Annotated in this window: 11 protein-coding genes and 1 tRNA gene; 2 read left to right on the forward strand and 10 right to left on the reverse strand. The window is 62.3% G+C overall.

Annotation, left to right across the window (positions count from 1 at the left end; translation table 11 throughout):
- Positions 1-712 (reverse strand): LysR family transcriptional regulator (locus tag QZZ60_RS07445; RefSeq protein ID WP_295640012.1); only part of this gene is annotated, 712 nt, incomplete at its 3' end.
- A 146-nt stretch (positions 713-858) separates the two neighbouring features.
- Between QZZ60_RS07445 and QZZ60_RS07450 the strand changes: the two genes are divergently transcribed.
- Entirely contained in the window at positions 859-1,842 is a 984-nt protein-coding gene (locus QZZ60_RS07450; RefSeq protein WP_295640014.1) for a DMT family transporter, read from the forward strand.
- A 338-nt stretch (positions 1,843-2,180) separates the two neighbouring features.
- Here the strand turns inward: QZZ60_RS07450 and QZZ60_RS07455 are convergent, their stop codons facing one another.
- The 3 genes from QZZ60_RS07455 to QZZ60_RS07465 form a co-directional block, all read right to left on the reverse strand.
- A complete protein-coding gene (locus QZZ60_RS07455) occupies positions 2,181-2,462 on the reverse strand; it encodes a hypothetical protein (RefSeq protein ID WP_295640016.1) in 282 nt (93 codons plus the stop codon).
- A 209-nt stretch (positions 2,463-2,671) separates the two neighbouring features.
- Positions 2,672-3,982, reverse strand: coding sequence for an outer membrane homotrimeric porin (locus QZZ60_RS07460; protein WP_295640018.1), 1,311 nt, complete (start codon positions 3,980-3,982; stop codon positions 2,672-2,674).
- Between the two features lie 457 nt (positions 3,983-4,439).
- Positions 4,440-5,732 carry an outer membrane homotrimeric porin gene (locus QZZ60_RS07465; RefSeq protein WP_295640020.1) on the reverse strand — a complete coding sequence of 431 codons (1,293 nt, stop codon included), beginning with the start codon at positions 5,730-5,732 and terminating at the stop codon, positions 4,440-4,442.
- Between the two features lie 379 nt (positions 5,733-6,111).
- Between QZZ60_RS07465 and QZZ60_RS07470 the strand changes: the two genes are divergently transcribed.
- Positions 6,112-6,855 carry an endonuclease gene (locus QZZ60_RS07470; protein WP_295640021.1) on the forward strand — a complete coding sequence of 248 codons (744 nt, stop codon included), beginning with the start codon at positions 6,112-6,114 and terminating at the stop codon, positions 6,853-6,855.
- Positions 6,856-7,095: 240 nt separating this feature from the next.
- Here the strand turns inward: QZZ60_RS07470 and QZZ60_RS07475 are convergent.
- The 6 genes from QZZ60_RS07475 to QZZ60_RS07500 all read right to left on the reverse strand — a co-directional run bounded on the left by QZZ60_RS07475 (position 7,096) and on the right by QZZ60_RS07500 (position 11,151).
- Positions 7,096-7,171, reverse strand: a tRNA-Lys gene (locus QZZ60_RS07475).
- A gap of 58 nt (positions 7,172-7,229) precedes the next feature.
- A complete protein-coding gene (locus QZZ60_RS07480; RefSeq protein ID WP_295640023.1) occupies positions 7,230-7,619 on the reverse strand; it encodes a pancreas/duodenum homeobox protein 1 in 390 nt (129 codons plus the stop codon).
- A 112-nt stretch (positions 7,620-7,731) separates the two neighbouring features.
- Positions 7,732-8,553 (reverse strand): phosphate ABC transporter ATP-binding protein, encoded by an 822-nt coding sequence (locus QZZ60_RS07485; protein WP_295640024.1) that lies wholly within the window; start codon positions 8,551-8,553, stop codon positions 7,732-7,734.
- Between the two features lie 3 nt (positions 8,554-8,556).
- Positions 8,557-9,438 carry an ABC transporter permease subunit gene (locus QZZ60_RS07490; protein ID WP_295640026.1) on the reverse strand — a complete coding sequence of 294 codons (882 nt, stop codon included), beginning with the start codon at positions 9,436-9,438 and terminating at the stop codon, positions 8,557-8,559.
- Positions 9,435-10,319: a PstC family ABC transporter permease gene (locus QZZ60_RS07495; RefSeq protein ID WP_295640028.1), complete on the reverse strand. Its 885-nt coding sequence runs from the start codon at positions 10,317-10,319 to the stop codon at positions 9,435-9,437. Before QZZ60_RS07495 ends, QZZ60_RS07490 begins: the two co-directional genes overlap by 4 nt.
- Positions 10,320-10,326: 7 nt before the next feature.
- Positions 10,327-11,151, reverse strand: coding sequence for a phosphate ABC transporter substrate-binding protein (locus QZZ60_RS07500; protein ID WP_295640031.1), 825 nt, complete (start codon positions 11,149-11,151; stop codon positions 10,327-10,329).
- Positions 11,152-11,426 lie beyond the last annotated feature (275 nt).

An 11,426-nucleotide genomic window follows, 5' to 3' on the forward strand; every position in this document is an offset into this window, starting at 1 on the left:
GCTGGTAATCTGGGTTTCCGGCAGGCAGATTCATGCGCTTTGTCATGAAGTCGGGGTCGAATTCCAGGCCGCGTTGTTTGCAGAGTCCTTCCAGGAACTCGAAGGTCAGGGAGCCGCGCTTATGGCATATGACGGGGCGGCGCATGATGTCGGCGAGGGGGAGGGGGACGTTTTTCAGTTCCTCGAAGGGCGCGGAGGCCACGAACAGGTCGCTGAACGAGGAGAGGCGGGTTTCCTTGAGTCCGCGGAAGTCTTCGCCGGACACGGCGGCCACGGCGAAGTCTATGGCGCCGGACTTGAGTTCTTCCACGGCCTGGCGCGAGGTGCCTCCGTACAGCCGCAGTCTGACGCCCGGGTAGAGGGCGTGGAAGCGGTCGAGCCTCGGCAGCACCCAGACGCGCAGTGCGGTTTCGCTCGCGCCTATGGCCACGCTGCCCGACTGCAGCCCCACCGCCTGTTCCAGCTCCTCGCGTCCCCGCCTGAACTGCTCGCAGCCCGCCTCCACATGGGCGTAGAACATACGTCCCTCAGGCGTGAGCTCCACGCCGCGTCGGTTGCGTATGAACAGGCGGCATCCGAGCTCCCGCTCAAGCGCCGCCATGGAGCGCGACACCGCAGGCTGACTCGTGAACAGCATGGCCGCCGCCCGGCTGAAATTCCGGCAGCGCGCCACGTGATAGAACACCCGGCAAAGTTCCCAGTTCAGCTCCATGCCTTTTCCTTGTCATGCATTTTTAATATGACTGCCATATCAAATGAGCATTTTACCGTATCACTCCCCCCTGCTATAGGCAAGAGGTCCCGGAGCGCGGAGAGACTCGGCGCGCCGAAAAAGCCTTCAGGCAGGAACCTTGCATCATGAATCGCGGATATATATTCATCTTTCTGGCCACCATCTTTTTCAGCTCCATGGAAGTCGCGCTCAAGACCGTGGCGAACGACTTCAATCCCATGCAGCTTACCTGCACCCGCTTTCTTATCGGCGGCATTCTGCTTATTCCCTTTGCGCTGCGCGGGCTGAGGCAGCACGGTGCGACCGTCACGCCCGGCGCGTGGAAGGGCTTTGCATGGCTCGGCTTTGTGGGGCTCGTGGTGAGCATGATGCTCTATCAGGTGTCCATTCTGTACGCTCCGGCGTCGGTGGTGAGCGTGCTTTTCAGCTGCAATCCCGTGCTGGTGCTGGGCTTTGCCTATCTCATCCTGCACGCGGACATACGTCCGCAGCACATTGCGGCGCTGGTTCTGGAAGTGGCGGCGGCCGTCATCATCATTGATCCTCTGCACATCAGCGTTGATCCGACGGGCATCGTGCTCGTGCTTCTTTCCGCGGCCACCTTCGCTCTGTACGCCGTGCTCGGCAAGAAGCAGTGCGCGCAGTATTCCGGCGTGGCCGTCACCTGTTTCAGCTGCCTTGCCGCCAGCGCGGAAATGATCGTGCTCATGCTCATAAGCCACATAGGTCCCGTAGCCTCCGCCCTTGAGTCGGCGGGCATGGGCATGTTCGCCAACATGCCCTTCTTCACGGGCTACACGGCGGACAACATTTTCAACGTGCTCTACATCTGCGTGTTCGTCACCGCGGGCGGCTACGCCTGCTACTTCATGGGCATGGAAGCCACGTCCGCCATGCAGGGTTCGCTTGTGTTCTTCTTCAAGCCCGTGCTCGCTCCCATTCTCGCCATGATCGTACTCGGCGAAAGCATCCCGCTGAACATGTGGCTCGGCATCGTGATCATGCTCGTAGCCTCCGTGGTTTCCATGATCCCCACATGGGAAGCTCTCATTGCCGCCGGGCCCTTTGTCTTCAGCCACCTCCTGCACAAGGGACATCAGGGCCGATAGCGGCACCCCGGCACTGCCGGAAACGGCCCGTTTCTCTCCTCCCCCTGCTGAGAAACGGGCCTCATCATTTAAAGGGCCGCCGCACGGGAAGAACGCGCGACGAAACGCCCTTCCGCGCCGCGCGTGGGGCCGCACCTCGCCCGCCTGCGCCCCGCCCTGCCGACTTTCCCCTGCGTCCTGCCGTTCCCTGCCCCGCAACTCCGCTGCCCCCGCGCCCGTCATGACGGACGATGACGAACGCTCCTTCCGCCGCAAAAAAACGCGGAACCTGTCCGGGAGCCATGCTCCGGGCGGATTCCGCGTCTTTGCTCCTGGCCGCAAAACGGCCGGAAGCCGCGCTACACGGTGATGATGGTAAGAAGGCTCGGCAGCTCCTTGCTCAGCACCACGAAGTGGAACACGTTGAGAAAGAAGGGATAGTTGAGCTCGGTGTAAAAATTGCGCACCGCAAAGTACAGAATGCTCAGTCCCATGAACACCGGCAGATAGTAGGTGAAGGGAAAAAGCAGATTCTGCGCGTTCATGGGCAGCCCGCCTATGGTCATCGACGCGTACATCACCGCCACGTCGAGCACGAACAGCGCGGGCACGAGCTTGATGGAATTGAGCACCTTGGTCATGATCAGCATCCTCTGGGAAGTGAAGTGTGGAAGGCCCGTTTCCGCACGAAAAACGTCATGGTGCAGAAACGGGCCGAAAGGTGGTATAGAATGTTCCTTTCAAGGACGCAACGGCCGCGGCGCGTTTTTTCCCGGCAGGAACCGTGCGGCGCGCACAAAAAAACGCGCGACAGCCTGAGCCGCCGCGCGTCCGACGCCCTGCGCCGGTCCTAGAAGCTGTAGCGGAAATGAAGCGCCGCGCGCCAGTCGTTCTCAAAGGACGAGCCGGAGCGGCCGCGGGCCTTCGAGGTGTCGAAGTCCTCGAAGATGTACGCCAGCTCGAGGGCCGCGGTCAGATTTCTGTAAATGTCATACGTGGTCAGGGCGTTGAGCTCCACGGCCGAGTCTTTGGTGGTGAGATAGTCGTATCCCTCGCCGTAGCCGCCGTTGTTCTTGTTGTTGGTTCCCGCAAAGTAGGTCACGCTGAAATCGTGGGACAAGCCTTCGAGGAAGGACACACCGCCGAGCTGCATGCTGACGCCCCAGGTTCCGCCGAAGGAGGTGCGATGGCCGCCGACTATGCCCCATGCGGCATCAAAATACGTGCTCGTGCCGTCGAAATCGCCGTAGATAATGGGAATCTGACCGGAATGCATGGCGCGGCCGCTCCTGTCGCCGGAGGCATACCAGGCAAGCAGCGCGGGCTCGCCGAAGCTCATGGCGTAGGAAGCCCTGCCCACGGCGTACCAGCCTTCCTGATCCTGCGACGCGGAATAGTCGGCACGACCGTATGCGGCGTCGAGCGCGAGGGTGACGGGCTCGAAGGGCTTCCACTCCATGCCCGTGCCGAAGATCATGACGTCGGCACGGCCGGAGCCGGTCATGTTGCCCTGCTCGGTCACGATGTCGGGAAGGCTGCGCTCGCCCTTTTCGTTCCTGAAGTCGCCCCTGGTTCCGTACATCGCCCACGGCGACACGGTGAAGCCGTCGAAGGCGGCGCTGCCCACAAGACCGAACAGATCGTACTTGGGCGCGTGGATGTCGGACTTGTCGCCGAAGCGGTTCGCGCCGCGGGCAATGCGCGTCCAGAAGCCGGTGAGCTCATAGTTTTCGGCAAAGGGCACGGAAACCACCACGCCGTCGGCCACGAAATCGGCAATCATGGACGACGTGCTGGCGTACGAGGGCAGATCGAAGGCGTGACGCCCCATGCGAACCTTGACGGGCGTATTCGGCACGATCCAGTCGACGTAGGCCTGCCGCACGAAGATTTCTTCATTGGTCCCGGAAGCATCGGCGCCCCAGTCGTATTCGCCGACCTGCATCTGCAGATACCCCGAAAGGCTTTCGCTGGCGCTGAAGGTCATGCCCACGCGCACCCGCTGTCCGGTGTAGTCCGTGTTCTGTCCGCGGAAGCCCTCGGAGCTCGTCTGATACTGAAAGAGATACTCGCCGTCCATGGTGACGTCGACGGCAGATGCGGGGCCGGATGCGGCCATGATGAGCGCGGCCGCAAGAAAAAGTGTGGTGCTTTTCTTCATTCGTCGTTTTCCCGAACGTTTGACCGACTGGCGGTCATTCTCGCGCCACCCCGCAGGAACGTTCTCCGGCCCCTCAACCTTTGCTTCCGCCCTCAGCCTGTGCGGGGTGTCCATACGCAGAAGAAAACCTCTCCCAAAATAATACGCCTGTCAAGTTAATTGAAAAAGAATTTCATTTTTATTTAAAAAACATGACGGAAAACGAACGCCCCGCATCCCCGCAGCCGGGAACGCGGAGCGCCGCGCGGGACGGACGTGACGACACGCCGACCGCGATGGACGCTCCTCTCTCTCGCCGGCAGAACGCGGAAGGAATGCGCCCCTGAGTCCCTGCCGGATGCCTCCGCCGCTTCCGTGACGGCGAGCGGGGAAACATGGCGTCGGCAGCGCCCTGCGGACGGCGACGCCGAACGCTCCTTCCCCCGCCCTCCGTTTCTTCCTGACAGCTGTGACGCAATCAGAATTTGTATTCGACATGGAAGGCGGCACGCCAGTCGTCGTCATGGCCGCCGCTGCGACCGTGCGAGGCAGACGTGTCGAAATCCTCGATGATGTAGGCAAGTTCCAGAGCGGCGGTCAGATTCTTGTAGAGCTGATAGGTGGAAAGAAGATCGAACTCCACGGCGGAATCATCGACGGTGAGGTAGTCGTAGCCGTCGCCGTAGCCGCCGTTGTACCGGCTGTTGGTGCCGCCTATGTAGGTGACGCTGAAATCGTGGGAAAGATCGCTTATGAAGGACATTCCGGTGAGCTGGACGCTCACGCCCCAGGTGCCGCCGAAGCTGCAGCGATGGCCGCCCATGGGCCCGAAGGTATTGTCGAAATAGGTGCTTGTTCCGTTGAAGTCGCCGTAGATGATGGGGATCTGGCCGGAGTTTTCGGGACGGCCCTTTCGGTCGCCGGAAGCATACCAGGCCAGCAGCGCGGGTTCGGCAAAGTCGAGGGCATAGGAGGCCCTGCCCACGGCGTACCAGCCTTCCTGATCATGGGAATCGGAATAATGGGAACGGCCCCAGGCCGCGTCGAGGGCCAGCGTGACGGGCTCGAAGGGCTTCCACTCCATGCCCGCGCCGAAAATCATGATGTTGGCGCGACCGGCGCCGCTGATGTTGCCCTGAGCCGTCAGGTTGTCGGGTTCAAAGCCGTCGGTGTGGCCCTTGGAACCGTATATGGCCCAGGGGGACACGGTGAAGCCGTCGAAGGCGGCGTTGCCCACAAGACCGAAGAGGTCGTACTTGGGAGAGTTGACGTCGGCAACGTCGCCTTCGCCGTTGACGCCGCGGGCCATGCGCGTCCAGAAGCCGGTCAGCTGATAGCGGTCGGCAAAGGGCACGGAAACCACCACGCCGTCGGCCACGAGGTCGGCGATCATGGGAGACACGCTGGCGTAGGACGGCAGATCGAAGGCATGACGGCCCATGCGTATTTTAATGTCGGTGTTCGGCACGAGCCAGTCGACGTAGGACTGGCGCATGGTCACGGCAACGTTGTTGCCCGTGACATCCGAGCCCCAGTCGTAGGTTCCGGCCTGAAGCTGAAGATAGCCGGAAAGGTTTTCGCCGGAAAGAAAGGTCATGCCTATGCGCAGACGCTGCACGGCGAGGTCGGTGTTCTGACCGCGGAACCCTTCGGAACCGGTCTGGAACTGGAACTGATATCTGCCGTCCATTTTGACGTCGACGGCGGAAGCGGAGGAACAGACGGAGGCCGTCATTCCGGCGGCCATGAGAAGCACAGCAAGTTTCTTCATGATTTTTCCCGAACGCTGCCGCGGTCGCGGCAACGGCTCTGCTCCACCTTTTTCCTTTTCCGGATGTCGCGCGCCAGAATCATTGCGGAGCATACAAATTATGGAACCTGTTTTGCGCAAATCCACATTTTGTCAATAAAAAAGAAATAAAAAGGTAATAAAATGTTAAAAACGGTATGAAATCCCTGTTCATGCCTCCGAAACCTCCTGCGCGGGGACCTGACGCCCCACAGCCATGCCCTCCCCTTCCAGACTATCGGCGCGCGCCGGGCATAGGTCATCGTCACGCATCCTGTTGCCGCCGCACGCCGAAGGGCGTCACGAAGGGGCGGGGCAAAAAATCAGGGAAAATCACGAAGGGCACGGCTATGCTGCCATCATGAAAAAACTTCTTTTCGCGCTGCTTCTGCTCATGGTTCTGCCCGGCATGGCTGCGGCCTCCGGGAACGAATCCAACGAATCCTTTGCCGTGGCAAAACGGATGCTTGAACGCGAGGTGCACGCCGATCACCGCGTGACCGTGTATTGCGGCTACGAGTTCGACGAGGAAAAGCGCATCTGTCTTCCGGAGGGCTTCACCACGGACAAGCACAAGGCACGGGCAGCGCGCATGGAATGGGAGCACGCCGTTCCGGCGGAGAACTTCGGCCGAGCCTTCCGCGAGTGGCGCGAAGGCGACCCCTCATGCGTGGATCGCCGGGGCCGGCCCTACAAGGGGCGCAGATGCGCGGAAAAGGCCAGTCGGGAATACCGGCTCATGCAGGCCGACATGTACCACCTGTTTCCCGCCGTGGGCGCCGTGAACGCCGTGCGGAGCAACAGGCAGTACAGCGAACTTCCCGGAGTCGCTTCCGCCTTCGGCACCTGCCCGGCCAAGGTGGACGGCAACCGCTTTGAACCGCCGCAGCAGGCCAAGGGAGAGCTTGCCCGCGCGAGCCTGTACATGGAGCAGGAATACCCGGAATTTCGTCTCAGCCGTCAGCAGAAGCGTCTTTTTGAGGCATGGAGCAGACAAGACCCCGTGGACGCCTGGGAATGCACGCGCACGCGCCGGATAGAGCGCCTTCAGGGCAACGAGAACGCCGTGGTCAAGAACCTGTGCATGGATGCCGGGCTGTGGTGATTTTTCCTTGAGACGTCCATCAGCCTCCCGCGCGGCCAAGACACGGTCTCCGGGAAATCCCGGAAGCCACCCGTGTCCGGTCGCGGCACGGCGGCCCTCCTTCCGCGGCGGCAGCCGTCCCCCGGAACCCGGAAGAAGGACGGTTCAGGAAGGTCGTTTTCATGCCCGGGACACGGTCATGTCCGGGGCGGAGCGCACGAAAAAGGGGCCATGCATCAAAGCATGACCCCTTGAAATATTTGGTGGGTCGTGCGCGATTCGAACGCGCGACTCTCTGCTTAAAAGGCAGGTACTCTACCGACTGAGTTAACGACCCTTCCGGTCGAAAAGACATAGCTCCATCGAGTGTCTTAGTCAAGCAAAAAAACGACGCATCAGTCAATCCGCTTCAGGGTAAGGGGAATGACGTGCAGCGCACGGGATATTTCGTCGGTGCTGCCGAGCTTCCATTCCCAGGAGCCGTCGGGCCAGCCGGCTCGGCGGGCCAGTTCTGCGGTCACGCCCTTGATGTTGATGACCGGATGGCGCAAAAACACCGCGGGCAGGCCGTGGGTGAGATTGCAGGCAAGGCAGGCGTCGCCGCGCTGATGCAGCTCGAACAGAAAGTCGAGCTTTCTGTCCGACGCGGAAAGCAGCGCGAGGCGGATGTCGTACGCGCCGTCTTCAGGATCGCCGAACAGCGCCTCGAAAAACTGGTCGGTGCGTTCGGGAGGAAACACTTCGTTCAGGCATTCAGGGGTGAAGATTTCTTCGTAGCTGGGCATCGGGCCTCTCCTTCAATTCTCGGTTGCGCGCAGGCGCGCGTCTTTTCCGTTTATAGCCTCCCCGCCGTCGGACGGCAAGGAGGAATTCCCTTGCACGCGCTTCCCGCGTCCGTCACGCCGTTTTTCCGCTCCTCACCTGCGCGTCGCGCGGTCTGTCCACGCCGTCGAGCAGGCGTTCGAGGTCGCCTTCCGTCATGCCCGAGGTGTCGTTCACGGTGCAGAGCACGCGCCCTTCCTCCATGACGGCCAGAAACGAGGCAAGCCGCAGACTCTGGGAGAGCCCGTGCGACACCATGATGACGGGCATTCGTCCGGCGATCCCGAGCAGGAGCTCCTCGACACGGCGGGCGGCGTGCACGTCGAGCGAAGCCGTGGGCTCATCGAGCAGGAGCACGTCCGGCTCGAGCGCGAGAGCCCGGGCCAGGCACAGCCGCTGCTGCTGGCCGCCGGAAAGCCGTTCGGCGCTCATGGCGAGTCGGTCTTTCACCTCGTTCCACAGATCGGCCCGCACGAGGGCGTCGCGCACCCTGTCGTCCAGCTCGGAACGCGGACAGCCCAGCGCCACGGCAAGCGGCATGGCCACGTTGGAAAACACGCTCACGGGAAAGACCTGCGGCGTCTGAAACACCATGCCCACGCGACGACGCAGCTCGGGCAGCGGCACGGCGTGCGGCCCCGTGCCGGGAAAGACGTCGAGCCTGCCCCGCTTCGTCACAAGTTCCACGGAGCCTTCGGTACGGCATCCGGGCACTTCGTCGTTCAGACGGTCCACCGCGCGCAGAAGCGTGGTCTTTCCCGAACCGGAACGCCCCACCAGCACGGCTATGCCTCCGGCAGGCACGGCAAGGTTCACCCCGCGCAGCACGGGATGAGCAAAGAAGGAAACCGAAAGATCGCGCACGGAAAGCACGGGAGAAGATGCGGGAGTGTCCATGAATCAAGCCTTTCCCTGCCACTTCTTTCGGAAGCCGCGCTCAAGACAGCGCGCCGCCGCAAGAATCAGACAGGAGAGAACGAGCAGAAGCGTGGCCGCGCCGAAGCCGCGCAGAAGCTCCTGCTGGTCCTGATACTGGGAGGAAATGTAATAGATGTCGAAGGAAAGCGCCTCGAACTTGCCGAGCAGTCCGGCAGGCAGGCCCGCGTTGGCCACCACGCCGGTGAAAAGAATCACGGCCGTGTCTTCGGCGGCGCGTCCCACGGCGAGCACCACGCCGCCCAGAATGCCCCGCGCCGCGGCGGGCAGAAAAAGATGAAACAGCGCCTGCGCACGGGAAAAGCCGCAGGCGGCCGCGGCCAGACGCAGCGAAGCGGGCACGGCGGCCATGGCCTCGCGCGCGGAGGCGGCAAGCACGGGCAGCACGAGAAGCGCAAGACAGCCGGCGGCAAGCAGAAGTCCGGTGTTCGCGTCGGGCAGCACCGTGCGGCGCAGAAGAAGAATGAGCATGAAGCCGAACAGACCCATGACTATGGAAGGCATTCCGGCCAGCATGTCCACGGCCGCACCTATGATCCGCTTCTGCCGCGGCGAGGCGAGCTCGGAAAGATAAATGCCGCAGCCCACGCCGGGAAACACCGCAAGCAGCACGGTAAGCACCACGAGCCAGAACGTGCCCACGCAGGCGGGCCACAGACCGTCCCACACGGGCACGCGACCGAGCACGGCATCCAGAGGATCGGCGCGGCCGAACAGAAGCTCGGGCCCCAGCACGGGCAGGCCCCGCCGGAAAAGATAGCCCATGAGCACAAGCACCAGACACGGCACGAGCACCGCGCAAACCGCGCAGAGCGCGCGGAACGCGAAAAAGGAAAAACGCCTCATGCCCTGCCCCCCATGCGGCGGATGACGAGACTCACCGCGCCGTTGATGACGAGCAGCAGCAGCCCGGCCATGAAAAGGGAATCATACGCGGCCCCGCCCACTTCGTTGGAGGTGACCAGCGCCATGTGCGCGGTGAGCGTGCGCATGCTCGACAGCAGCGACGACGGCATGACGGGCGCATTGCCCGCAAGCATGAGCGGCAGCATGGTGTCGCCCACGGCGCGGCCGAAGCCGAGCACCGCGGCGGAAATGAGCGTGCCGCGCGAGGCGGGAATGACAAGATGCCACAGAAGCTCCATGCGCGAAAGCCCCATGGCCGCCCCCGTCAGCGCCACGCCGTCAAGACGCGGCCCGAGTCCGGCCTGAAGCACCAGCACCACCGTGGGCAGCATGAGAACCGAAAGCATGACGACCGCCGTAAGACACGAAAAGCCGGAACCGCCGAGCCCCGTGCGTATGACGGGAGCAAGCAGAAAAACGGCGGCAAAGCCGTACACCACGGTGGGAATGGCGGTCATCACGCGCACAAGCGCGCCCACAAGAGCGCGCCACGGCCCGGGCCGCCCGGCACACCCCGGCGCGATGAGCCAGCAGCACAGACAAAGCCCCATGATCCAGCCGGGAACCACGGCAAGAGAGCCCGCAAGAAGCGAACCCGCCACCATGGGCAGAATGCCGAATTCGCCCTTCCCCGGCGCCCATGACCAGGAAAACGGGCCGCCGCCCCCGCCCTGAACAAAGGCGGGCAGAGCGAAGGCGACGACCATGAGAAACAGCAGCGCCATGCCTGCCATGGCAAGCACCACGGCAAGGCGGATGAAAACAAGGCCCGCTTCCCCGCTCCGGCCCCAAGACCGGATGGACACGTCCGCGTTTCTCATGGGCGGCCTACTTCCTGTCCAGCGGAATGTAGCCGGAAGACGCCGTGAAGGCCTTGCCGTCTTCAGAGTAGATGTAGTCGATGAACAGAGCAGTCAGCCCCTGCGGCTTGCCCTTGGTGTTCATGTAAAGAAGTCGCGTGATGGTGTACGTGCCGTCGGAAGCGTTCTTCTGCGAAGGAACCATGCCGTCCACCGTGACGCCCCGGATGGAGGAGTCGAGATGCCCGATGCCTACATAGCCGATGGCGTTGGGATCCTGAGCAATCGCGGTCTTCATGGCGCCGTTGGAGTTCACCACGTTCGCGCTCTGCACCGACGTGCCCTTGTCGAGCGCACGCTCTTCAAACGTTTCGCGCGTGCCGCTGCCGTCTTCGCGTACATACAGAGAAATGGGAGCGTCGTTGCCGCCGAGCTCCTTCCAGTTGGTGATCTTGCCGGCAAATACATCCTTCACCTGCTGCTTGCTCAGCGCCGTCACCTTGTTGGCCGGATTCACCGCCACCGCCACGCCGTCAATGGCAAAGGGGAACGTCTCAAGACCGTACTTGGCAACCTCGCTGTCCTTGAGCGCGCGGCCGGTGTTGCCTATCTGCACAAGTCCTTCGCCCACCTTCTGCACGCCCACGCCGGAACCGCCGCCCGCAACCGTGATGCGAATCTCGGGATTCGCGCTCATGATGGCTTCGGCAGCCTTCTTCATCACCGGGATGTGGGCCGTGCCGCCCGCAATGTCAAGCGTGCCCTTCTGACCCTTGAACGAGTCCAGAGGAGCGGCCACAGCCAGAGACGCGCTGAGAACTACCAGCGCAAAAGCGGAAAGAATGCGATTCATGCTCACCTCTCACTCGAGGCGGCACCTTCCAGAGAACAACGTATCACCGCAGAGAACGGCGCAAAACGCCACTGCAACAAAAAGCCGGCAAGACACACCTTGTCTCTGCGGAAAATTCGTCAGGTGTTCCTGAAATACATGCCGGCCTCTCGTCAAAAAAAAAGTTCAAAGGACGCGACTGCCGCGCCCCCCTATGCCCTAATTTCTGCCCCACCACTACGCCAAAGTCAAGCAACTGTAACAAAACACAGGAAACGCAGATCAGGGGCGCTGCC

Origin of the sequence: uncultured Mailhella sp., assembly GCF_905187505.1 — a bacterium.
Classification (GTDB): domain Bacteria; phylum Desulfobacterota; class Desulfovibrionia; order Desulfovibrionales; family Desulfovibrionaceae; genus Mailhella.

Coding starts and splice junctions, on each gene's coding strand:
- QZZ60_RS07450 (WP_295640014.1), top strand. CDS start 859: ATGAATCGCGGATATATATTCATCTTTCTGGCCACCATCTTTTTCAGC.
- QZZ60_RS07455 (WP_295640016.1), bottom strand. CDS start 2,462: ATGACCAAGGTGCTCAATTCCATCAAGCTCGTGCCCGCGCTGTTCGTG.
- QZZ60_RS07460 (WP_295640018.1), bottom strand. CDS start 3,982: ATGAAGAAAAGCACCACACTTTTTCTTGCGGCCGCGCTCATCATGGCC.
- QZZ60_RS07465 (WP_295640020.1), bottom strand. CDS start 5,732: ATGAAGAAACTTGCTGTGCTTCTCATGGCCGCCGGAATGACGGCCTCC.
- QZZ60_RS07470 (WP_295640021.1), top strand. CDS start 6,112: ATGAAAAAACTTCTTTTCGCGCTGCTTCTGCTCATGGTTCTGCCCGGC.
- QZZ60_RS07480 (WP_295640023.1), bottom strand. CDS start 7,619: ATGCCCAGCTACGAAGAAATCTTCACCCCTGAATGCCTGAACGAAGTG.
- QZZ60_RS07485 (WP_295640024.1), bottom strand. CDS start 8,553: ATGGACACTCCCGCATCTTCTCCCGTGCTTTCCGTGCGCGATCTTTCG.
- QZZ60_RS07490 (WP_295640026.1), bottom strand. CDS start 9,438: ATGAGGCGTTTTTCCTTTTTCGCGTTCCGCGCGCTCTGCGCGGTTTGC.
- QZZ60_RS07495 (WP_295640028.1), bottom strand. CDS start 10,319: ATGAGAAACGCGGACGTGTCCATCCGGTCTTGGGGCCGGAGCGGGGAA.
- QZZ60_RS07500 (WP_295640031.1), bottom strand. CDS start 11,151: ATGAATCGCATTCTTTCCGCTTTTGCGCTGGTAGTTCTCAGCGCGTCT.